The organism is Subtercola boreus (assembly GCF_003399635.1).
GTDB lineage: Bacteria > Actinomycetota > Actinomycetes > Actinomycetales > Microbacteriaceae > Subtercola > Subtercola boreus_B.
Genome location: NZ_NBXB01000020.1, coordinates 56,908 through 79,775, shown reverse-complemented (window position 1 = coordinate 79,775; position 22,868 = coordinate 56,908). Strand labels below are relative to the sequence as shown.

Below are 22,868 nucleotides of genomic sequence, written 5' to 3'. Positions count from 1 at the left end.
GCGGTCATCGTGTTGAAGCCTTTCGAGTGGGATGTAGGAGTTTCCTCGAAGGATCACACGGTGACCGCGCTCACGTCAGTAACGACAAGCCAGGCCACCGGGCTACACCACCTTATGGGGCACTACTGCGGCCATCGCCGCAACGGCGGTCATGACAGTGGCACTCACTGTCAAGACCGCCCACGGGCTCTGGGTACAAAACGACGGTTACGAATACCCGCTCGTGCTCATAGCCGCCATCACCACCCTCAGCCTCACCGGCCCAGGTATCTGGTCCGTCGATCACCTCTTCGGTATCGACGGACCAGCACTCTGGATCGGTGCGGCGGCTTCGCTTCTCGGCATCTCCTCCGGACTGGCTGTCCGGCTCCTGCTCCACGCAAAGCCCCCACAGCTCAACCCAAGCAAGGAACAGTGAAAATCATGGCCACAACAACCCGTACAGGGTACGGCGCATCGTTCAGCATCATCGCTGGCACGTTCGCGCTCCTCACCACCGGCGGAACACTCCCCATCCCCCTCTACACACTCTGGGGTTCCGACTTCGCATTCGGCGCGGAAACCACCACCGGCATCTTCGCAATCTACGTTCTCGGAACCCTGCTCGCGCTCATCTTCTTCGGCGGGCTCTCCGACCAGGTAGGGAGGCGCCCTCTCGCGTTGGCCGCGCTCGTGCTCACCCTGGCGTCGACGGTGCTGTTCTTCTTCGCCAGCGATGTGCCGATGCTCCTCACCGCCCGGTTCCTCAGCGGCGTCGGCGTAGGACTGATCACCGCCGCCGCAACCGCCGCTCTCGCCGAGTTCTATCGCGGACCGAACCCCGCACTACCATCGATGGTGTCTACCGCCTCCAACATGGGCGGCCTTGGCCTCGGCCCCCTGATCGCTGGCGTGTTCGCCCAGTACCTGCCAGCACCCACACAGCTGATATTCGTCGTGTTCGGGATTCTCGTTGTCGCGGTCACCGCGCTGACCTTCTTCGTCCCGGAAACTCATCCGCGCATCCCTGGACGCCGCATCTCCTGGGCTCCGAGAGTCGGCGTGCCACGAACGGCCATCCGCATCTACGGCCGCTCAGCCGTCGCCGTGTTCCCGACCTTCACGCTGCTCGGGCTGTTCTCCAGCCTGACTCCGCGCTTCATCGGCGAGACCCTCGGCATTGACAACCGGGCCATCGCGGGCCTCGCGACCTTTGTCCTCTTCGAACTCGGTGTCGTCACGCAACTCGTCTTCCGTTCCCGCGAACCCCGCTGGTCGATCCTGCACGGGCTGCCCCTCCTCATCGGCTCACTCGCCCTCGTCCTCGCCGGCGTGTTGTCAGCCAGCATCGTCCTCTTCTCCGCAGGCACTCTTCTCGGCGGGGTCGGGGCCGGACTCACGTTCATGGGCGGGCTGGGACAACTCAGCCGCGCCGTGCCACACGCAAGCCACGCCAAGAGCGTTGCCGCGTATTTCATCGCGGCACAGACGGGCCTTGCGGTGCCGGTACTGTCAATCGGGGCTCTCGCCCCGAACCTCGGCCTTCCGGTAGCGACAGCGGTCATCATCGCCGCCGTCATCGTCCTCGCCGCGATCGCGTGGTGGATCAACGCGCGGAAGCCGGAGCACAGCTAATCAGTCAGCCGAAGTCGGGCGCGGCGCCGAACGCACTTCCGCGATGGAGGCGGCAAGCTGCCGCGCCCGATCCTCACCAAGCACATCGCTCCACTGCGACCGCACAACGTCAGAAATGACACAGCAGACTTCATTCGCCACCCGTTCGCCCTCGGGGGTGAGCATCAGCCTCACGATGCGGCGATCTCCCGAGTCGCCCTGCCGTTGAACAAGATCCCTCGCAAGAAGGCGGCCCGCCACCTTGGTGACACCACCGCTGGTGAACCCGATAGCCTTCGCAAGTTCCGTCATCGTGAGCCTCTTGCCGGGCGACCGCCCCAGAAGCAACAGCACGTCAGCCTCTCCGCTGTCGAGAGCGAAATCCCGGGACACCGCCAGATCAATCGACCGGGTGGTCGCGCGAATGCCCTCGCTGATCTCCGTCCAGAGCGCGAGGGTCTCGAAGTCCCGCCGCGTCGCCAAACGCGGTTTATGTTCTTTCCCCGCCATCCCACCAGAATATAAGCCACCGAGGCATCTCACGCGAAGCGCGTCCGTGCGGGAGTAGCGTGTGGGAATGCCGCGATCTCGCATGTTCGATGAAGACACTCTCCTCGATGCCGCTGTCGAGCTGTTCTGGGTGCACGGCTACCGAGCCGCGTCGTTGGCTGACCTGTCCGCACGGACCGGAGTTGCCAATGGCAGCCTCTACCAGGCGTTCGGAAGCAAGTGGGTGCTTTTTCTTGCTGTCTATCACCGGTACTGCGCTCGACGTGTCGCGGTCGTCGCGAGGGTTTTCGACGAGAAACGCGATGGAATCGAACAGACGGTGAACGCGTACTTCGATGCGATCGTTGACGACTGCGCGTCCCATCCCGACAGACGAGGCTGTCTCATGCTCAACACCATCTCGGAGTTCGGTACCAATACGGAAATTGCGGCCATCAGTACTGAAACTGTCGACCAGATGGAGGCGGCTGTGTTTCGAGGCCTGTCGGGCGTGACAGCGCAGGGGTTCGAGCCGGCAGAGATTGCGGCGTCAGCGGCGCATATCGTCGCTCTGTCACAGGCGCTCATTCAGCTCTCACGAATGGGCCGTGACGACAAGGATCTACGGCGCATCGGAACCCGAGCTGCCGCCTCGATCCAGCGTCAACTGCTGGCCGCTTGAACCAAAACAGGGATGTGGAGTAGCCGATCCAGTACGTACTACGGTGGACCTATCTGAACAGAGGGTAGGGAATGTCAGCGAAGTCGGATGCGTTGGGAGAGTTTCTGCGTGCTCGTCGGCACGTCTGCCAGCCTGAGGATGCGGGAATCTTCCGCGAGCCGGGCAGGCGGGTGCCAGGGCTCCGGCGGGACGAGGTCGCGAGGCTCGCGGGGATCAGTGCGGAGTACTACCTGCGTCTCGAGCAAGGCCGTAGTGCCCGACCGTCGGACCAGGTCCTGAATGCGCTTGCGCGGGCGTTGCATCTGGATCTGGACTCGCGTCAGTATCTGTTCCGCCTGGCAAGTGGTGACTTACCCAGCCCCGTGGTTCCTGCCGCGGAATCGGCTGACCGGATCGCTCGGATCCTTGGTCAGTGGACCCATACGCCTGCGTACGTGTCTGACAGCAACCGGGACATCGTTGCAGCGAACCCGTTGGCAAGCACCTTCGGTCACGGAGGGCTGTCGGCTGGCTCGAATGTTGTGCTGGACTTGTTCAACGACCGGATGAAGCGAACCCTCCTCGAGTGGGAACCGATGACCCTTTCCTCTCTGGCCGGGCTCCGGCGGGACGCGGACCCTTTCTCGCCCCGATTGAAGGAGATCACGGACGCCCTCTCGGCCGACTCTGATTTTGTGCAGATGTGGGCGCGGTACGACGTCTCTGGCCCTGAGGACGCACACATCCACATGGTGGTCGAGGATGTCGGCACGCTCGAGATAGAGGTTCAGAACTTCGCGGTCCGAAGCATGCCCGGCTACCTCCTCACCGTGCTCTCGGCGCCACCCCAAAGCCTCACGGGCGTCGTGTTCGCGCACTTGGCCGCCTCATTCCAGACTCCCTCCGTCTCCGACACTCCGGAACGCGCAATGACGACGCCCGATCAGACGGGGGTACCAGTTGGGACACGCACGCCGACCGGCCCGACCGTAACGTGATCTGTGATCCTCCGCCGAGCCGGGCGCGGACCGACCAATTCACACTACGAGACGAGAAAAATATGTCTGAATCCCCAACTGTCGTGCTCGTGCATGGCGCCTTCGCTGAGTCCTCCAGCTGGAGCGGCGTCCTCGCCAACCTCCACCAGCGCGGTGTCGCCGCGATCGCGACCCCCAACCAACTTCGCAGCGTCACCACCGACGCCGACAACGTGCGCCGCGCCGTTGAGTCGATCGGTGGCCCCGTGCTGCTCGTCGGCCACTCCTACGGCGGCGCCGTGATCACCGAAGCCGCCGCAGGCAGCGAAGTCGTCAAAGGGCTGGTCTATGTGGCGGCGTTCGCGCCTGAGCACGGGGAAACCTCGCTCGGTCTCACGGGCCAGTTCCCGGGTAGCACCCTCGGTGATACCGTCAGGCCCTACCCGCTCGGTGACGGAACCAACGACCTCATCGTCGACCGTGAGCTGTTCCCGGACCAGTTCGCCGGCGACGTTCCTCTCGCTGACGCCCGAATCGCGGCCGCAACCCAGCGCGCCATCCGGGACTTCGCGCTCGGTGAACCGCAGCCCGCGGAAACACCAGCCTGGAAGACGCTCCCGTCGTGGTTCGTCTTCGGCACCGGCGACAAGAACATCCCCGCAGAGGGCCTGCGGTTCATGGCTGAGCGCGCTGGTTCGTTGAAGACCGTCGAGATCGACGGCGCTTCGCACTCGGTCATGGTCTCAAACCCCACCACGGTCGCCGACCTCATCGTCGGCGCCCTCGCCTACCTGGCCTGACCCGATCACCCCCTATAGAAGAGAGAACAACCATGCCGTACTTCACCACCTCAGACGGAACCGAGATCTACTACACCGACCAAGGCCAAGGGCAGCCCGTGCTCCTCAGCCACGGCTGGCCACTGTCATCAGACGCGTGGCAGATCGAGGTTAAACTCCTCGCCGACAACGGCTACCGTGCCATCGCCCACGATCGTCGAGGCCACGGCCGTTCGGCGAAGACCTACACCGGCAACGACATGGACACCTACGCCCGTGACCTCTCCGAGCTCATCGAACACCTCGACCTCACCAACCTCGTCGTGATCGGCCACTCCACCGGCGGCGGCGAAGTCGTCCGCTACGCCGCCCAACATGGCGTCGGCCGCGTCGCCAAAGTCATCACCGCCGGTGCGGTGCCACCTCTGATGGTCAAGACAGAGAACAACCCCGACGGCCTCCCGATCGAAGCGTTCGACGGCATCCGCGCCGGCGTGCTGAAGGACGCCTCGCAGTTCTACATCGATCTCACCGAGCCGTTCTTCGGCGCGAATCGTGAAGGCAGCGCCGTGTCCGAGGGTGCGAAGCGCGAGTTCTGGCGGCAGGGAATGCTCGTCAACCTCGCCGCGGCCTACGACTGCGTCAAAGCGTTCTCCGAGACCGACTTCACCGAGGACCTCACAGCACTCACCGTTCCGATCTTCATCGCCCACGGCGACGACGACCAGATCGTTCCCATCACCGATGCCGCACTCAAGTCCGCCGAACTGGTGAAAGACGGCACCCTGAAGGTGTACCCGGGCGCCCCGCACGGCATCTACGGCGACTACCAGACCGAACTCGACCAGGACATCCTCGCCTTCATCAAGAAGTAGATCGGATAGCCGCAACATCGAAGAGTATTGCTGGGGTCGTCGCATCGATAGCGACGACCCCAGCCCCCGCCACAAAGGACAACATGGAAGACCCTCAGATCACTCCTTCATCCATGGTGATGCTGTGACTGCTGGCACCCCGCTTCCGCCAGCCAGAAAGATCCCCGACGCAGCCAGCTCCGTCGATGATCTACAGGACAGGCCGCTCGCTTTCTACAACGCACTCCTCACCGAACACTTCGTGCTGGAATCAGCCCGGGGAATCACCGTCAGCGAATCCAGCAGCCGGGCTTCGCTCTATCTCATGACCCTCTCCAGCGCACTCGTTGCCTTCGGGTTCCTCGCGTCGACACCGTTTGCGTTCGGCTATCTCGCAGTTCTCATTCCGATCGTCTTCATCCTCGGAGTCTTCACCTACATCCGGCTCGTCCAGACGTCATTAGAGGACGTTGCAGCACTTTCGTCCATTCAACGCATCCGGCAGTACTACGCAACGCTGCTACCCGGTGCCGAAACTTTCTTCCCCATCCCGCCAGGCGCGGTGCCAAATGAAATGTTAGACATCGGGCAACGAGGATACCGTCGAGGCGTCTTCTTTACGGTCTCCTCTTCCATCGGCATCGTCAACTCACTACTCGCCGGTGCCGGCACCGCGCTCTTCGTCTACGCAATGACCCCAAGCTATCCACTCGCCATAAGCCTCGGCTTCACCGCAGCCCTGATCCTCGCGGTATCGCACGGCATTTACCAAGAAAACCGCTACGCCCGTCTCCGAGCAATCCTCACACAGTCCGACGCCACCTAGTTTCGACCGCGGACATATGGGTCTGTCGCGGACGAAGTCCGTGAAGAGATCCGTGCGTCGCTCCGACGGCCTCGGCGCCTCGGCGACGAGGGCCGAATCGTGTTGGCCGAGGACAGCTGGAACACCGACTGGCACCCCGACGGCAGGTACCCACCATTCCGTAACCAGACCGACACCGCGCCGGACCTCGTTGGTCGGGAAACGGTGCTCCGTTAGACGTACGTGAGTGAGACTTCTCACCGGACGACTCCTACAGGCAGCGGCGGTCAAGGGGCGTCGAGCCAGGCCGCCATGCGGGCAATCGATAACTCGGCACCCGGATGCTCTGGGCTGTTCAAGTACCCGTGACGAGTGCCTTTCTCGCGCACGATGTGCACCTCGCGCCCTTCGAGCGCCAGCGAGGCGGCGAAGAGTTCGCCCGAGGTACGCAGGTCGTCGATGTCGCTCGTCACAATCAGGGTCGGCGGGAAATCCGCGGGCACAAGCAGCCCCGGCACGGCCGGTGAGGGCGCGAACGGCGGTTCATTTCCGATATACGTGCCGTACATCGCTGCGATGGCGGCAGGCTCGAAGCGTTGCTCGCCCAGCTTCATAGAGCGCAACGATCGCAGGGTCGTGGCCGAGTGCGGGCCTTGGTCGGCGTGCAGAGTTGGATAGACGAGCACGACGGAGTCGGGAAGCGGAAGCGCGGCATCCCTCAGCCGAAAGACCGCGCCCGCGGCGAGGTTCGCCCCGGCGCTCGCTCCGCCGATGGAGATGCGTGGAGTGGGCACCGCCGCTATCCGCTCCGCATGCTCGACCCGGCGCTGGCCACCAGTCGGGACCGGGGCGACCTCGGAAGTGGCAATCGCTGGCTGCGCTGCGAATTCGGCCGGTCTGGCGGTGACTGCCCGCCAGACCGCCACGACATCGTCTGACGGAATCGGGTAGTGCGGCCCGTCAGGGGTGGCCAAACGGTAGTCGACCGCGATGATCGTTCGCCCGGTTCGCGCGGCGAGCTCACGACACACCCAGTCAGACTCGGGCATGTCGAGGTCGCCACCTGTGAAGCCGCCGCCGTGCATCCACACGAATATGTCAGAGGATGCCGCACCGCCCGTCGAGTAAACGCGAATCGGCACCGAGACAGCCGGTTCGCCCTCTGCACCGAACTCAATGCGATGCTCGGTCGCGCTCACACCTTCTGCCACCAATGCTCCTTCAGAAACGGATGACTCAATTACGCAACCCCTGACGCGCCTAGGGGTACCGGCTGTCGAGCGTCACCGCCGGAAAAGCTGCACCCGAGCGATACTGGTCGACCAGGTCGCGCACGAGTTTGAGGTAGTAGAAACCCCAACCGTCGGAATCTGCGCCTGCGAGCGTGGTGATCTTCGTGGGTTCGATGTCGTTGCTGCCCGCGACGCTGAACTGGTCGGGGCGGCCGAACTCGTTCCACTGCTGAATGGTCAAGAACTCCGGCTCGTAGCGGTACGCGTTCGCGATCATTTCTACGAGGTTGGCGCCCGAATTGCGGCTGTGTGCGTCCCAGTTCGCGAACGATCCGGGGCCTTCATTACCCGGGTTGGCCACCACGGCCGTCATCTGCTCGGGTCGCTGCTGGATGAGCGCGGTGAAGCCGAACCAGCCCAATCCGCCGAGCGTGCTGTTGTTCACAGCCTGAAAGACCACGCTTCGGCCGACGAGATCTGAGACGTTCCACTGCCGCACGTAGAGCCGCGTCGAGTCGCCCGGGGGCACCGCCGAACGCAGAATCGCGCCCGTGACGGCGTCTTTCAGCAGATAGACGTTTCGCCCATCGAGGTTCGGCAAGTCGCTGCCGGCACTCATGTCGAAACCGATGGCATTGAACGAGATGACGCGCTGCGTGATGGTGAAGGGTGCACTGGTGAGGTTTCCGGTCTTCTGATCGGCGTTGCCGACGGGCTGCGATGTGGCGATCACCTCGTCGAGCGACACGTTGAAGGCCGGCTGAGTGGTGACCTTCTGAACCGACCAGGGCGCGTCAGCGCTCCAGCCCGAGAAGGCGGCCGAGTCGAAGGCAGAGATGGCGGTTTCGGCTCCGTTGGCATACGCCACACGGTCGACCCAGCTCCATTGGCCGCCCGGGTTCAGCACGATCTCGCGAAACGCGCCCATCCAGCGAACCGTGAACGCGGGGTCGCTCCAGGTGGGCGGCACGGTGGTGCGAGCACCGGTGTAGATGGTGAGCAGCGGTTTGCCATCGTGCTGAACCAACAGCGAGTTGTACGCCTTATTGGCCAGGTACTTGGTCTTGATCTGGTCGATCTGCGCGTTGAAGTTCGCGGTGCCGGCCTGCCCGTTGTCGACGCCGAGCAGAATCGCGATCTGCGGGCGAGCGTTGGCCGGCATCTTCGAATACACCTCGAAGACCTTGTCAGTGCCGGCGATGATCTTGGCGGCGGTTCCGCTGGTCCAGTTGCCGCCGAGGTTGTTCGACCAGTCAGCGATGATGTGGTCTATTCCGGCGTAGGTAATCCAGGCGGCGTGCTGGCGAATCACGCCTTCGTCGAGCGAACTGTAGTGACCGAGCACCGGCTCAGCCTCGGGGCGGGGCCAGCCCACCGCGTCGAACCACGTCTCGTACCCGATGCCGATCTGGGTCGCTTTACGGTTGGCGCTCGCCGATGATCCGCGATGTCGGGCTGCCGCACCCAGACTGCTCGGGCTGCGGAAATCGGGTTGGGGTCCGGGCTGCGGCGCGGGCTGGCCGCCGGCGAACGCGGGCGTCGTTCCTGAGACCGCGAATGCTGCCGCCCCGGCTGCAGCAGCAGCCGAGCCCATCAGAAACGAACGTCTGGGCGTGGTGAACTCTGCACTCTTCTTCACTGAAGACTGCGCTTCCTTCTTCTCTGAAGGGTCGTCGAACTTCGTCATTCGTTATGCTCCCTCTGCCCGATCACGGTGGGTGATACGTTTCAGATGATACGTTTCAATTTCAGGCAGGCTCAGTTTGCCCCCCCTTCGGGGGTATGTCAAGCTTTACGTTCGGGTCGAGTTCGCCGGGCGGTCGCGGTGTCGCCGAATGGATGCTCTGCAGCACCGGCCCGCGAAACACACTCACGAGGCCACCGCCCACCGCCTCTCGCGCGACTGCCTGCGGAATGACTGCCTCCACCAGGGCTCCCGGTCGCGCGGGAAGAACCACCGTAATCCTTCCGCCCTCTGGGAACTGCAGCGTGAGCGTCAGCGGCGCGCCGGCCACCGGCGCGCGAACCACCTCGAAGCTCACCTGGCCGACGGCCGGGTAGACAGTGGTTTCTCGGAACGTCCACCCTCCCGCTCTGATCGTGCCGGAGTGGAAGCCGACCAATTCGAACTCTGCGCCACCGCCCGACAGCGCCACGTAAGCGACCGAGTTCTCGCGCGCCTCAAGGAGTCCGAGCGCGCCACGCATGGTGCAGCACCAGCGTGCATCGGGGTGGAGAGCATGCAGCTCGGGGTGGTCGGGCGTCAGCACGGAGTCGAGTCCGAAGCTGCCGTTCGGGCGCTCGGCGGTGTCGAGCGCGTTGTACTCGACTCGGTGCGCGTCAGCGAGGTAGCGATCGTCACGTGTGAGGCGCCAGAGCGTGTAGGCAAGCGCGAGGGAGTCGACAATGGCGCAGGGCTCGGTCCACGAGTCGGGGCGACCGAACCAATTGAATGTGGCGTAGTTGAGGGTGCGGCCGTGGGCGGCGTAGGAGTCGTAGAGCCGCAGTGCGGTGGTCTGCGCGGCGAGAAACTGGTCCGCGCCGACGCCGGAATCATCTGCACCAGCGAGCCCGGCTTCAGCGAAGTCGGCGAGACAGCGCGCGGCGGCCAGCGTCGCGTGCAGCTGCGCCCGCTTGCCCACGACATCGACGCGGTCGAGCACCCGGCGAAGTGAAACGATCGCTGCCGCGATTTCGGTGCGGCCCGACTCGAGGTAGCTGGGCACCAAGCCATTCAGCGAAAGAAACAGGCACCAAATGTCGGTCGAAAGCTGCCAGCCGTTCGCGATCACGTCGGCGCTCCCTGACGCCTCCCCCACCACGGCCGAGGTGTCTCGGTCGAACGGGTACGACTCGAGCCGGGCGAGCGCAGGCAACAGCAGCGTATCGACGATTCGAAACGCGGCGACGGATGCCCGAGCATCCCCACTCACGGCCGAGTACTGCAGCATTCCCGACACCACCCACCCGTGGCAGGCAACCTGCTGTTCGTCGACCACGTCGCCCAACGGTGGGCCGAAATACCCGTGCCCCTCAACCGCTTGGAGCATGGCCTCGAACAACTCGGCCGCATGCGGGAGGGCGGGCCAGCCGGCGCGCGCGAAACGCGAGAGCGAGAGCAGAAGGCGACCCGCGAGATCCCCCGGCCACGGGTCGTCGACGGTCTCGGCGATGACTGCCGCCGGGGCATAGTCGGGCTGCGCGAGGCGGTCGAACGAGGCGGCGAGCCGGGCATCCTGTGCCCTGGTGCTGGTGAAGAGCGGGGCGCGGTCGGCCGGGTAGACGTCAGGCATCTGCCCGCTCTGCGGGGCGCGTACTCTCGCGCACCACGAGCTCGGGAGTGAAGAGGTGCCGGCCGTGAACGTGCCCCGAGCCGGCATCGGACTCTTCATGCAAGAGACGCAGCGCCTCTCGGGCGATCAGCTCGCGGGGCTGACGGATGGTGGAAAGAGGCACCATGGTGGAGGCGGCAAAGTCGATGTCGTCGTAGCCGATCAGGGCAATGTCGTCGGGCACCGAGAGATCGGAGGCGAGAATCAGCGACTGCAGAATGCCCACAGCGAGAAGGTCGTTCGCCGCGAAAATGGCGTCTGGCCGAGAAGTGGTCGGCATCGCCAGAATCTTGTTGCCCACCTCTCGCCCTTCGGCCACGGTCAGGTCGTTCGTCTCCATCAGCGAAAGCGTCACCCCGTCGTGCTCGCGTGCGGCCTTGCTCGCGCCGGTGAGACGCTCGCCCACCTGCGAAAACGGGCCGCCGGCGAAGAGGATTTTGCGCCGGCCGGTGTCGATCAGGTGATTGGTGGCCATGTACCCGCCGGCAGTCCCGTCAAGGGTAACCGAACAGAAGTGTTCAGGGTCGGCCGAGCTGTCGAACAAGATCACTGGCGTTCCGCGTGACCGCAGGCGAGACAACCGAGGGGTGACGCCGTGCAGCGGTGCGATCAGCATGCCGCGCACCCGCTGCTCCTCGAACAGATCGATGTAACGATCTTCGCGCTCGGCGTCCTGATCGCTCGAACCCAGAATGACCGTGTGACCGTTGACCTCAGCCTCGGCCTCGAGTGCGTGAGCGAGGTCCGCGAAGAAGGGGTTCGAGATGTTCAGCACGACGAGGCCAATCGTGCTGCCGGCCCCCATTCGCAATTGACGCGCGAGATCATTCCGCACAAATCCCAGCTCGATCATCGACTGCTGCACCTTGGCCAGGTTTGCCGGAGTGACGTTCTTCGGGTGGTTCAGCACGTTCGAAACCGTGCCGACTGACACCCCCGCGTGTTCAGCAACCTCACGAATGCCAACATTGGGCTTCATCTGCTCACCACTCGTTTCCTGCCGTCTGCACACACGGGCTGTTCATCGTGTTCACTCAACATCGGCATGCCAGTAACCGTGCCATATCTCGGCCTGCCACGCCAGGGAGCACTGATACGTTTCAGAAGATTCTACCGAGAACTTTCGCCTCGAAGTGAAGTGTGACTAAAATATGAGCCTGGAGCTGAAAGGTTTCATTTGGCATCTGGAGAGGCTCTGCAATGCAGCACAACCGTTCAGCCGATCATGCTGCGGCACCCGTTCGCCTGATGGTGGATGATCGACTCGCCGACGACAACGCATCGGGAGTCGCACTTCCCGTTGCCACCTCGGTAACACCCCGACTCTCCTGGATCGTGCCGCTGGCGCGAAGGGGCCAGCAGCAGGTCGCCTACGAGATCGTGGCCACAAAGACGAGCGATCGCCGAGGCGTCGTTTGGTCGTCGGGACTCGTCGAGTCGGGCGAGAATCGCGGAATTGTCTGGGGAGGCGACGCGATTGCTGCGCACTCGCAGCTCTCGTGGGCCGTGCGCGTCACCGACGAGCGCGGCATCGTTTCGCCGTGGTCGCAGTCGGCCGCGATCGTTGTCGGCCCGCTCACTCCGGCCGACTGGAATGCATCGTGGATCACGTTCGCATCGACAGATGCTGCATTCATTGATTTCGAGGTCGATGCGAGTGCCGATGGCCGCACGGTCGCGCGTGCGACTGTGCACTTCGCCGGAGCCGGCAAGCTTCGCCCCTACGTCGATGGAAGCCCGGTGAATCCTGAGGCCAACGACCCGACTGATTCGTCGCTGAAACGTTCCATTTCACGCAGTTACGACGTGACTCACCTCCTTGCCGCGGGCGGTGGCATGCACCGCTTCGCGGTGGCGGCCGTGCTGGGACACTACCGTCTCGTGCTCGACCAGCCCCGCGTCATCGCCGAGCTGCGCATCGAATACTCCGACGCGTCAGTGCAGAGCGTCGGAACGTCGCCGGGCTGGAGGGTCTCGCACACCTCCCTCGTCGCCGACGACCCGTTCTACCTCGAGGAGCACGACGCGCGCATCGCCGATGCCTGGGCATCGCCCGGCGGCCAGCCCGTCGGTGATGCGGGGCGCCATGCCGACGCCGTCGCGGTGTGGTCTGCCGAATCGGGCGCCGAGACCGAAACCGAAACCGACGTCACCGTCTCCATGCCGGCCTCCCGACCCGACACCGGTGCTCCCGCCGCGAGCACCCCTGTGTCAGACCGCTCAGCGCAGTCCGCCGTCATCGTGCCCGACGCAGGGCCGCCCGTCCGCGTGGTCCGCCGCTTGTCGGCGACCCAGATCGGAACGCCGGCCGAGGATGTTCGAGTCTACGAACTCGACGAGAACGTCTCCGCCCGGGTCTGCCTCGAGTTGCACGGCATGACCCCTGGCGTGCGGCTCGAGGTGGTGCACGGCGAGAAACTCAATGCGAACGGGCGGGTCGACACCACGAACATCCGGCTGCCGAGCGATCGAAACCGTGAACGTCAGGTTTTCGCATACACCGCAGCGGGAGGCGATGAAACCGCTTCACCGTGGTTCGCGTCGTTCGGTTTTCGCTTTGTCGAGGTGCGCAACATCGCGCCCCACGTCACCGCGACACTCACGGCAGGCGTGCTTCACTCCGCCGCCGAGAAGAGCGGCACGCTGTCCTCAGATTCACCGGAACTCAACCGCATGGTCGAGATGGCGGTGCGAACGCAGTACAACAATACCCCGGGATTTCCGTCGGACTGCCCCACCCGTGAACAGGGCGGGTGGACGGGCGACGCCTCGATTTCGGCCGAAGCCGGACTCGCCCACCTGGACCTCGTGGGCGTCTACCGCAACTGGCTGGCCGACGTGGCGCTCGATGCCCAGACCGACGGCGGCATTCTCGGTGTTTCGCCAAACCTGCTCGGGCCGGAAGGGATTCAGCCCGCCGACCCGGTCTGGGGGTCGGCGATGACCGAGATTCCCTGGCAGCTGTGGTGGGCCACCGGCGATCTTTCCATCATCTACGAGCTTCTGCCCACAATCCGGCGCTGGGCCGACTGGCAGGTCGATGCGCTGGACGATGGCATCGTTACGAAATCCGACATCAGTTACGGTGCCGATTGGCTCGCGTTCGAGCAGACCCCACCGGTTCTGCTGCAGACCGGTGCCGTGCTGACGTCACTCAGGCAGCTGGCCGATCTCGAAGAAGCTACCGGGGCGCCAGACCAAGCTGTGCGCAGGCGGCAGCAGGCCGAGACCGTTGTGGCCGGCGCTCGGCACCACCTTCGTGATGATGTCGAGCGCGTCTGGGGTAACGATTCGCAGGGATCGAATGCCGTTGCGCTTGTCACGGGTCTGGCCGATGCGGCCGACCACGATTTCTTGGGAGACCGTTTACGCCTCGCAGTGGAGGCGAGCGGCGACCGACTCTCGAGCGGATTTCCCGGCACGAAAGCCGTCGTCGAAGCCCTGGCGCGAGCAGACGGCGGCACCGCGCTGCTCGCGGCACTCCGCCAGCGACAGCAGCCGGGCCTCGGTTCGATGCTCGTCGATGGCCCCGGCACCTTCTGGGAGACCTGGTGGATCGACAACGAGAACGTGGGCGTTGCGTCACTCGACCACATCGGTCTCGGCGCACCGTATGCGGCGTGGGCCTGGCGGTACGTCGCCGGGTTGCGCCCGACGGAGCCGGGATTTCGCCGCTTCACGATTGATCCCCGCCTCGTGGGGCTGGTCAATGCGATGTCATTCGAGCGATTGACCCCGCGCGGAGCGATTCTGGCGAAGTGGGCTTACGAGGCCGGGGTGTACTCGATCGCGGTCACCGTTCCGGTCGGTGCCGTCGCCGAGGTCGTGATGCCGGGTGCGGTCGCGGTGACTCCGGGCACGGTACGGGTCGATGGCGTCGACACGCGAAGCGGCGAACGGACGCACGTGTTCGGGCCGGGCATCCACACTCTCGAAGCGGCCGTCGTGCTGCCCGAGCGTCACGAACCCGTTGCACAGCCGCCCCGCCGAACCGATGCGGGCGAGACCTGGTTGTCTGACGGGGTCACCAGCACGTGGCTGCCGGAGGCGCCCAACGCGGTGGTGCGTATCGATGAGCACGACATCATCTGCACTCCCGTGTACCACCAGCCGCTCCCTGCCCCCACGCTCGACGTGCAGCTCGCCGATTTCAGGCCCGAGGTCGATGAGTGGCTGGTGCTCGATGCCAGCGGCCGCACCTTCGACCTCAGCGATGCCACCTTCGCGTTCGCCAGCTTCGACGTCGACGGCCCGGGGCTGGTGGGGCGCCGAGTGCGGCCTCTGCTGCGGCTCACCTCGGCCGACGGCTCAGTTCGCATTGCCAGCGCTCGACCGCTGCCCATCGCGTGGAACCGCGTGGCCCTCGAGATTGCCGACTGGCCCGGACGCAATGCGGTCGTCGAAGTGGCGGTCGGAATCCGCTGGAGCGACGTTCACGATACCGGGCGCGGACCCTGGCTGCCCCTACCCGAGGGCGACGGGCCGCACGAGTTCGGATTTCGCGTCGGGCGGGTGGGGTGGACGAGTGCGCCTCGAACGTTCTGATCGCGCTGTGGCGAGCGTTGGCCCGTCGCGAGCCGGGGTCGCCACCGTCGCCGTAACCGCGACCGCAACCGAAGCCGCTCGCGCAGACGACGCAGGTACGCGCCCTCGCGTCGCCGACGTGCCGAATCCGGTTCTCGCGGGTATGCATGCCGATCCCTCGATCTGCCGGGTCGGTGACGACTACTTTCTCGTCACCAGCACCAACGAATACCTACCTGGCCTGCCCATCTACACCAGCACCGACCTGGTGAGCTGGCGCCAGCTCGGCAACGTGGTCACCCGCGACAGTCAGCTCGACCTGACCACCGCCCCTTCCTCACTCGGGCTGTTCGCGCCAGCGTTGCGCCACCACGACGGCACGTTCTACCTCACGAGCACTCTGGTGGGCTCGGGCCACTTCCTGATGACGGCGGAGGATGCCGCGGGGCCGTGGAGCGACCCGGTGTGGATCGCGGGATCTGGCTGGGACCCGTCGCTGGTGTTCGTGTCGAGTCATGGTTCCGCCGCCGGCGACCGAGCCTTCTTCCACTATTCAACAGGAACCAGCATCCGCGGCTTCTTCGTCGACCTCAGCACCGGTACGGCGTTGAGCGACGAGATCGAACTCTGGGTCGGCACCGGCGGCAACGCCCCCGAAGGTCCGCACCTCTACCGCGTCGGTGACTTCTGGTATCTGGTGATCGCCGAGGGAGGCACGAGTGCCGGCCATGCGGTGACTGTCGCCCGCTCCGCCGCGCTCGAAGGCCCGTACGAAGCGCATCCCGGCAATCCCGTGCTCACCCATCGCGGCCTGTCGTCACCCATTCAGGCGGTGGGTCACGCCGATCTCGTCGAGACCTCTGCGGGCGAATGGTGGGCCGTCGTTCTCGGCAGCAGGCCTCTTGGCGGCCACGGCTACCAGCTGCTCGGGCGCGAGACGTTTCTGGTGCCGGTCTCGTGGCAAGGCGAGCCGGATGACCAGTGGCCCGTCTTCGGCACTGACAAACGTGTGCCGCTCACGACGGGCTTCTCGGGCAACCCGGTCTCGGCCGCGTTCGCCGACGACTTCGTAGCAGACACCCTCGACCCCGGATGGCTCTTCATCCGTACCGCCGAACCCCCCTTCGCGCGGGTCGGCGACGGCGAGCTCGTGCTGACCCCAACGGCATCGACGCTCGACGACCCCGAAACGCCGGCCTTCGTAGGGCGGCGGCAGAGCACCCACGGGTTCTTCGCCCAGGTCGAGGTGCGGCTTGGTGGCCTCGCGCTTGAGCTCGGCGGATCGGCTGTGGAAGCCGAGGCCGGCCGCGCTGTGACGGCGGATCTCATTGCGCCGGCCGCAGCCGGACTCGCTGCGCGGCGCGATGAGCGTCACCATTACCACATCTTACTCGTCGCGCGCGGCGGCACCCGCTACGTCGAGGTGATCGCGCGGATCGGTGACCTCTCGCAGCAGGTGGGCAGCGCACCCACTGCCGCACCCTCGGTACAGCTCAGGATTCGCGCGGTGCCGAATCGCAGCACCAACCCGCTCGAGGGAAGCGGCTTGTACGAATTCGCCTTCCGCGAATCCGCACGTGGCGAGTGGCGCACCCTCGCCTCCCTCGACAGCCGCTACCTTTCCACCGAGGTCGCCGCCGGGTTCACCGGCACCGTCATCGGTATGTATGCCGAAAACGGAATATCTCGCACGAACGGGGAGCGAGCATCCATTTCGTCCGCGGCGCATTTCAGCGGCTGGCGCTCGGGCGACGATTCCACCCATTCACCTCTCAAAGTACAGAAGGAAACCCGTGTCTGAAACCGCGTACGAGAACCCCGTTGTCAAAGGCACCGCGCCCGACCCGTCGCTGATCCGCGTTGGCAACGACTTCTACCTCGCCACCTCGACCTTCAACTTCTTACCCGGAGTGACCCTTCGGCATTCCACAGACCTCGCGAACTGGCGCATCATCGGCGGCGCCATCACTCGGCCGAGCCAGTACCGCCGCGACGGCCAGCCGGGAGGACTCATGCTTTTTGCCCCCACGCTGCGTTACGCCGAAGGCACGTTCTACCTCATCTGCACGAACGTCGCCGATGACCAGGGCAATTTCCTCATCAGTACCACCAATCCGGCGGGTGAATGGTCTGACGCCGTCTGGATCGACACCGACGCCTTCGACCCTTCGCTGCTCTACGACGATGGCGTCTGGTACTACACCCGCCGCACGCTGGCGCCTCGTGCCGACGGCAAGCTGGGCCCCGTCGTTCAGGCCGAGATCGACATTACGACGGGCGCGCTCGGCGAGCTACGCGAACTGACGCCCGACTATGGCGGATTCGTCACCAACGACATCGAGGGTCCGCACCTCTACCGCATCGGCGAGTGGTACTACCTCTTCAGCGCGGAGGGTGGCAGCTGGAAAGGGCACCTGCAGTCGTGCGCCCGAAGCCGTTCGCCATGGGGGCCGTTCGAGTCGGCACCGCACAACCCTGTCCTGACGCATCGCAATCGGGTCGGGCATCCGATTCAGTCCCTCGGCCACGCCGAGCTCGTCGACGCCCCCGATGGATCGTGGTGGGCCGTCGCGCTCGGCACCCGGCATCTCGCACACGGCGGTTTCGTGTCGCATCATAATCTCGGCAGAGAAACGTTTCTGCTGCCGGTCGAATGGGTCGATGGATGGCCGGTGATCGGCAACGCTGGAACCACCGAACTCGTGGTGAGGCCGGGCCGCGCCCTGCCCAGCGCCGCGGCGAGAACAGCAAGAGAATCGAACTCGGGCGGCGGTATCTCTCGGGCTGCGCACGCGTTCTGGCGCGCTGGCTGGAACACCGTCGGCGTCATGCCGATTGGGCTCACGGCCGACGGCTTCAGCGAACAGACGGGCGTTGATGAGACTGTGGTCGATGGCACCGCCGCACGTGGGCCCGAAGTAGCTCCCGCCGGTACGGGAGCTCCGGTGGCGGCCTTTCGTTCGCAGACGATCAACAGCGTGAGCCTGCCGTTCGGGGTCGACCTCGCGGGTGACGGTGCTACGTCGGCACTCGGCGCCGTCTTTCTTCCGCAGCGCGAAGATGCTGCGGTCTTCGAAGCCACTCTTTTCGAGGCTCCGGATGCGCGGGCCGCAGCCGGCGTCGCGGCCTACGCGGACGAGAATCACTACTTTTCGCTGCTCATCTCGGCTTCCGCAGACGGTTCACGACAGGCGCGCTTCGCCCGCGTGGTCGACGACCTGTCGAGCGAAACCGTCGTCGATATCGCTCCGACCGGATCGATCACGCTGCGGATCACCGCCTCGGCCACGAACTACGCGTTTTCGCTATGCAGCCACGACGCTGAAGGTGCTCCGGGCGACTGGACGGACCTGGGGAGCGGTATCGCCCGCCTGCTGTCGGCTGAAACCGCCGAGACCTTCGTGGGGGTTCGTTTCGCCCTGCTCGCTGTCAGCGGCGCTGAGGCCGGTGGCGCGGCCCGTTTCAGCGCGGTCACCTCTACCTCATACTCGTTCGCGTCGTTCGTCAGTGCAGGCAGCAGCGGCATTCGATGACGGTGCCCCATTCCGGCCGCGCTGTCGCCGTCGCCTCGGTCACGCAGCTGATCGTGGTGCTCGACGGCGCAGTGCTGAGCATCGCGCTGCCCTCCCTCTCGGCCGACCTGAACGTGCCCGTAGCAAGTCTGCCGTGGGTGGCGAACGCCTATGCGCTGGCCGTCGCAGGGAGTCTGCTGCTGGGCGGTCGCATCGCCGATCTGTTCGGTGCGGTGCCGTGTCTGCGGTTCGGGTTGGGGCTGTTCGCCCTCGCCAGCCTCGGCGCCGGGCTGTCACCGACGTTCGGCTGGCTGATGTTCTTTCGGGTAATGCAAGGCTTCGGTGCCGCACTGCTTTCGCCGGCCGGCCTCGCTCTGCTCACCGACTCGACCTCACCCGGCCCCGACCGCGAGCGTGCCATCGCCACCTGGTCGGTGACCGCCACGGTCGGCGGCACGGTCGGAGCACTGGTGGGCGGCACCCTGACCCAGGTGCTCGACTGGCGCTGGACCCTGCTGATCAACGTGGCGATCGCCCCGGCGCTTCTCCTGATGACCCGCAATATCGGTCGTCGACGGCATGTGAGCGAAGAACGTCTGCGCCGCGCGCACTTCGACATTCCAGGTTCGTTTCTCTTTCTGGTGGGAATCAGCTGCGTCACCCTCGCGGTGACGAGTTCGGTCGAAATTCAGATTCGGCTGACGGGCGCGGTGGTCGCACTGCTGTCGCTCGGAGTCTTCGTTCTGGTGGAACGGCGTAGCAAGCATCCCATTCTGCCCCTCAACATCGTGTTCACGAAGCGGGTGGGAATCACGAACGGGGCCGCCCTGATGTTGATCGCTGGACTTTCGGTGATGGGCTTCTACACCTCGCTCTACGCACAGGTCGTCACCGGTCTCACGCCGGTGCAGACCGCATTGTGGTTGTTGCCTTCTGCGGTGGCGGGGGCCGTCACGAGCAAACTCGTACCACGCGTCATTTCGCGGCTCGGTGAAACGAACGTTCGCATCGCGGCGCCGCTGCTGGCGGGCAGCGCGCTGGCACTCCTGGCGATCGTCGCGCTCTTCCAGCCTCCGTTCTACGTGATGGTTCCGCTCATCGTGCTCGAGGCGGTGGGGGCGAGCACGGCCGTCGTGGTGTTGACCGCTGCATCCACTCGTTCGTTGCCGCCGCATCGCGCAGGCCTGGCCGGCGGACTCATCACCACCTCGGGCCAGGTGGGCTCGTCTGTGGGCCTCGCGCTGATCACGGGAATCGCGGCGGCGGCGATCGGTGGCGGCGAGACGAGCCTGGCCGACGTGAACCCAGCGGCTCTGGCCGGACAGATGGCCATCGCTCTGGGACTCGGCGCGGTCATTACCGCATCGGCGTCGTACTTCGCCCGTCGGATTCCGCTCGGGCACGCGATTCACTAGGCGCGAAGTTCAACTTCGGTCGTGAACACGTGCTCGCCGTGCAGAACGTAGTGGCTCTCGCCAGAGGGCAGCACCACGAGCGCCCGCACTCCCACGGGAACCGTGACCGCGAGCCCGAAGACGCCCCCGTTGAGTGTCCAGTCGGCCGCGATCAGCCCGTACGGCGACAGGTGAGAGACGCTCGCCGAGGTGAGATCGCCCCCGACGCGCGGAGCGATGGTCACCTCACGGTAGCCGGGTGACGTGGCGGTGAGTCCGCCGATCACCCGGTGCATCCAGTCGGCCACTGCCCCGAACGCGTAGTGATTGAACGAGGTCATCTCGCCCGGATTCACCGAGCCGTCGGGCAGAATGCTGTCCCAACGCTCCCAGATGGTAGTGGCCCCCAGATCGACCGAATACAGCCACGACGGATGCTCGTGCCCCTGAACCATGGCGTAGGCAGCGTCGAGCTGCCCGGCGTCAGTCAGCGCATCGAGAATCGCAGGGGTTCCCAAGAACCCCGTTGCGACAGTGTAATTGCGCTCGTCGACCAGCTCGCGCATGCGTCGGCCGGCGAGGGCGAGAACGTTCGGGTCGGCGATGAGCTTCCACCGGATGGCGAGCGCATAAACGGTCTGGCAGTCGCTTCGCACGATTCCGTGGGGCGAGACGAATTCCCGATTGAAGGCGGCGCGGATGCTCATGGCCAGGCTCGCGTACTGTTCGGCTTCAGCGTGCCGGCCGAGCACTGCCGCCGCTCGCGCCAGGAGGTCGGTCGATCTTGCGTAGTACGCGGTCGCCACAACATCGGGATCCGCCTGGGCTTCGGCTGGAGCATCCGGTGGCGCCAGCGGATCGAGCCAGTCGCCCAGCTGATCTCCGCCAACCCAGAGATGGTCGGCAGAAGCCGCCGTGGTGACTCGCGCATGCCAGCGGGTCATGCTCGAATACTGGCGTTCGAGAACACCTCGATCGCCGTACGCCTCGTAGAGTGCCCACGGAACGATGATCGATGCGTCGCCCCAGCCGGCCAGTGGCTTCTCTTCGAGAAAGACTCGCGGCACGACGGCCGAGACGGTGCCGTCGGGCAGCTGATCGGCGGCCAGATCGGCCAGCCACGAACTCAAGAAGCCGGAGACGTCGAACAGGTCGGTGGCAGTCGGCGCGAAGACCTGGATGTCGCCCGTCCAGCCGAGCCGTTCATCGCGCTGCGGGCAATCGGTTGGCACGTCGAGAAAGTTGCCACGCATGCCCCACACCACGTTCTGGTGGAGTTGGTTGAGGTCGGGGTTCGAGCTCGCGAACCACCCGGTGCGCTCGAGGGCGCTGCCGAGAACGACGGCTTCGATGCTGAGCAGGGCGGAACGCGTCGTTTGCGGGTCGTCGCTCTGTACGCCGTCGTTCTGCGAGTCGGCGCCGAGTCCCGTGATGTCGACGTAGCGGAAGCCGTGGAAGACCAGGTTCGGCTCAAGGAGTTCGCCAGCGCGATCCCCGTCGCCCGTGCCATCAGCACCCGACAGAATGTATGTGTCGGTCACCTTCGCCGAGCGCAGTGGCCGGAGCGAGAGCTCGTCTTTCTCGAGCACCTCCGCGTGCCGAACCACAATGCGTTGGCCGGCCTCACCGCGCACGCGCATCCGTACCCAGCCCACCACGTTCTGACCGAAGTCGATCAGAAGTCGGCCGTCAGCGGTTCGGGTCGTCGACACGGCGGCGACACGCTGCGTCTCGCGGACCGGGGGCGCAACCGGCGCGACCAAGTCGACGTCGAGGGGCGGCAGCGTTTCGACTGCCCCGGTGGGCCGCCGGCAGAGCGGCACCCGCAGGTCAGTGGTCTGGCCGTCGTAGAAGTCGTTGACCAGCACACCCGAGCTGCCGGCTCTCCAGCTGCTATCGCTGCCGATGATCTGGCGACTGCCGTCGGCGAAGGTCAGTTCGAGCTGTGCCAGTAAGGCCAACCGCTCGCCGTAGGGATGCCCGCGGTGCAGGCTGAACGAAGCGATGCGCCCGCGGTACCAGCCGTTGCCGAGCAGCGCTTGGAAGTCGTTCTCGCCGGCGTGCAGCAGTGCCGTCACGTCGTAGCTCTGATACCGCAGGCGGTGGTCGTACGAAGACCAGCCGGGAGCGAAATGGTCAGTGCTGACGAGGGCGCCGTTGATTCGCGCCACGACGATTCCCAGGGCGGTGATGCGCAGCCGGGCATCCACCAGTCCTTCGCCGACGTCGATTCTCGTACCGAGCACGGGTGCGGGGTCGGTACTTTCCGCGCCGGCGGAGGGGGTGATCCACTGGGCGTTCCAGTCGCCTGCTTCGAGCAGAGCAGCCTCGACGTAGGCCGGCGTGCTCCATTCCGATTCGGGGGCCGTCGCGGTATCAGCGCAGGCGCGTATCCGCACCGCCACCCGCGCTCGCGAGTTCAACGCGTCGAAGGGCCAGGCCACCAGAGCCTGATCCTCGCCGGCGAGATGGATGCTCGTGATCGACCCATCGGCACGAGTGAGTTGCACCTCGATCCCACGTTGCTCCCACCCGGGCTGAGCCGAAGCGTAGCGCCATGACAACCGCGGACGCGCCGTTCCGACAACCGTCACCGGGTCGCCGAACGGAGTCTGCAGGGTTGGCTGAAGTTGCTCGAAGCGAAGGGCGCCGTCTACCGTTGCCCGGTAGAGCGGGTCACCCTCCGCGCTAGAGCGCTGGAGTGAAGTTTTCACGG

Annotated in this window: 17 protein-coding genes; 11 read left to right on the top strand and 6 right to left on the bottom strand. The window is 65.3% G+C overall.

What is annotated here, in order from left to right:
• The first annotated feature begins 157 nt into the window (after positions 1–157).
• Both B7R22_RS19465 and B7R22_RS06975 read left to right on the top strand, forming a co-directional pair.
• Positions 158–418 carry a hypothetical protein gene (locus tag B7R22_RS19465; RefSeq protein WP_216363415.1) on the top strand — a complete coding sequence of 87 codons (261 nt, stop codon included), beginning with the start codon at positions 158–160 and terminating at the stop codon, positions 416–418.
• Positions 419–423: 5 nt separating this feature from the next.
• Positions 424–1,614 (top strand): MFS transporter, encoded by a 1,191-nt coding sequence (locus B7R22_RS06975; RefSeq protein WP_116411053.1) that lies wholly within the window; start codon positions 424–426, stop codon positions 1,612–1,614.
• Here the strand turns inward: B7R22_RS06975 and B7R22_RS06970 are convergent, their stop codons facing one another.
• Positions 1,615–2,103, bottom strand: a complete 489-nt coding sequence (locus tag B7R22_RS06970; RefSeq protein ID WP_172582252.1) for a MarR family winged helix-turn-helix transcriptional regulator — start codon at positions 2,101–2,103, stop codon at positions 1,615–1,617.
• A gap of 82 nt (positions 2,104–2,185) precedes the next feature.
• Here B7R22_RS06970 and B7R22_RS06965 point away from each other — a divergent pair, with 82 nt between their 5' ends.
• The 5 genes from B7R22_RS06965 (at position 2,186) to B7R22_RS06945 (ending at position 6,179) form a co-directional block, all read left to right on the top strand.
• Entirely contained in the window at positions 2,186–2,764 is a 579-nt protein-coding gene (locus tag B7R22_RS06965; protein WP_172582251.1) for a TetR/AcrR family transcriptional regulator, read from the top strand.
• Between the two features lie 71 nt (positions 2,765–2,835).
• Positions 2,836–3,741, top strand: a complete 906-nt coding sequence (locus B7R22_RS20060; protein ID WP_116411051.1) for a helix-turn-helix domain-containing protein — start codon at positions 2,836–2,838, stop codon at positions 3,739–3,741.
• Positions 3,742–3,803: 62 nt separating this feature from the next.
• The gene (locus B7R22_RS06955; RefSeq protein ID WP_116411050.1) at positions 3,804–4,520 is read left to right on the top strand and encodes an alpha/beta fold hydrolase; all 717 of its coding nucleotides are present in this window, start codon (positions 3,804–3,806) and stop codon (positions 4,518–4,520) included.
• A 32-nt stretch (positions 4,521–4,552) separates the two neighbouring features.
• Entirely contained in the window at positions 4,553–5,374 is an 822-nt protein-coding gene (locus B7R22_RS06950; RefSeq protein ID WP_116411049.1) for an alpha/beta fold hydrolase, read from the top strand.
• Between the two features lie 124 nt (positions 5,375–5,498).
• The gene (locus tag B7R22_RS06945; RefSeq protein ID WP_116411048.1) at positions 5,499–6,179 is read left to right on the top strand and encodes a hypothetical protein; all 681 of its coding nucleotides are present in this window, start codon (positions 5,499–5,501) and stop codon (positions 6,177–6,179) included.
• Positions 6,180–6,445: 266 nt separating this feature from the next.
• Here the strand turns inward: B7R22_RS06945 and B7R22_RS06940 are convergent, their stop codons facing one another.
• The 4 genes from B7R22_RS06940 to B7R22_RS06925 form a co-directional block, all read right to left on the bottom strand.
• Positions 6,446–7,369, bottom strand: coding sequence for an alpha/beta hydrolase (locus B7R22_RS06940; RefSeq protein ID WP_147305331.1), 924 nt, complete (start codon positions 7,367–7,369; stop codon positions 6,446–6,448).
• A gap of 49 nt (positions 7,370–7,418) precedes the next feature.
• The gene (locus B7R22_RS06935) at positions 7,419–9,077 is read right to left on the bottom strand and encodes a hypothetical protein (RefSeq protein WP_116411046.1); all 1,659 of its coding nucleotides are present in this window, start codon (positions 9,075–9,077) and stop codon (positions 7,419–7,421) included.
• Positions 9,078–9,138: 61 nt separating this feature from the next.
• Positions 9,139–10,683, bottom strand: a complete 1,545-nt coding sequence (locus B7R22_RS06930) for a hypothetical protein (RefSeq protein ID WP_116411045.1) — start codon at positions 10,681–10,683, stop codon at positions 9,139–9,141.
• A complete protein-coding gene (locus B7R22_RS06925; RefSeq protein WP_116411044.1) occupies positions 10,676–11,701 on the bottom strand; it encodes a LacI family DNA-binding transcriptional regulator in 1,026 nt (341 codons plus the stop codon). The genes B7R22_RS06930 and B7R22_RS06925 overlap by 8 nt, the downstream gene beginning before the upstream one ends.
• A gap of 221 nt (positions 11,702–11,922) precedes the next feature.
• On the opposite strand from B7R22_RS06925, the gene B7R22_RS06920 reads away from it, so the two are divergent.
• Genes B7R22_RS06920 through B7R22_RS06905 form a run of 4 tightly spaced genes read left to right on the top strand, consistent with a single transcriptional unit; the run spans position 11,923 to position 20,173 of the window.
• Positions 11,923–15,267: a family 78 glycoside hydrolase catalytic domain gene (locus B7R22_RS06920; protein WP_116411043.1), complete on the top strand. Its 3,345-nt coding sequence runs from the start codon at positions 11,923–11,925 to the stop codon at positions 15,265–15,267.
• A 7-nt stretch (positions 15,268–15,274) separates the two neighbouring features.
• Complete coding sequence (locus B7R22_RS06915; protein WP_172582250.1) at positions 15,275–17,047, top strand: glycoside hydrolase family 43 protein; 1,773 nt, start codon at positions 15,275–15,277, stop codon at positions 17,045–17,047.
• Positions 17,040–18,779 carry a glycoside hydrolase family 43 protein gene (locus tag B7R22_RS06910; RefSeq protein ID WP_172582249.1) on the top strand — a complete coding sequence of 580 codons (1,740 nt, stop codon included), beginning with the start codon at positions 17,040–17,042 and terminating at the stop codon, positions 18,777–18,779. The genes B7R22_RS06915 and B7R22_RS06910 overlap by 8 nt, the downstream gene beginning before the upstream one ends.
• Positions 18,776–20,173: an MFS transporter gene (locus B7R22_RS06905; RefSeq protein WP_116411041.1), complete on the top strand. Its 1,398-nt coding sequence runs from the start codon at positions 18,776–18,778 to the stop codon at positions 20,171–20,173. Before B7R22_RS06910 ends, B7R22_RS06905 begins: the two co-directional genes overlap by 4 nt.
• Here the strand turns inward: B7R22_RS06905 and B7R22_RS06900 are convergent.
• Entirely contained in the window at positions 20,170–22,866 is a 2,697-nt protein-coding gene (locus B7R22_RS06900) for an alpha-L-rhamnosidase (protein WP_216363414.1), read from the bottom strand. The genes B7R22_RS06905 and B7R22_RS06900 overlap by 4 nt on opposite strands.
• Positions 22,867–22,868: the final 2 nt, after the last annotated feature.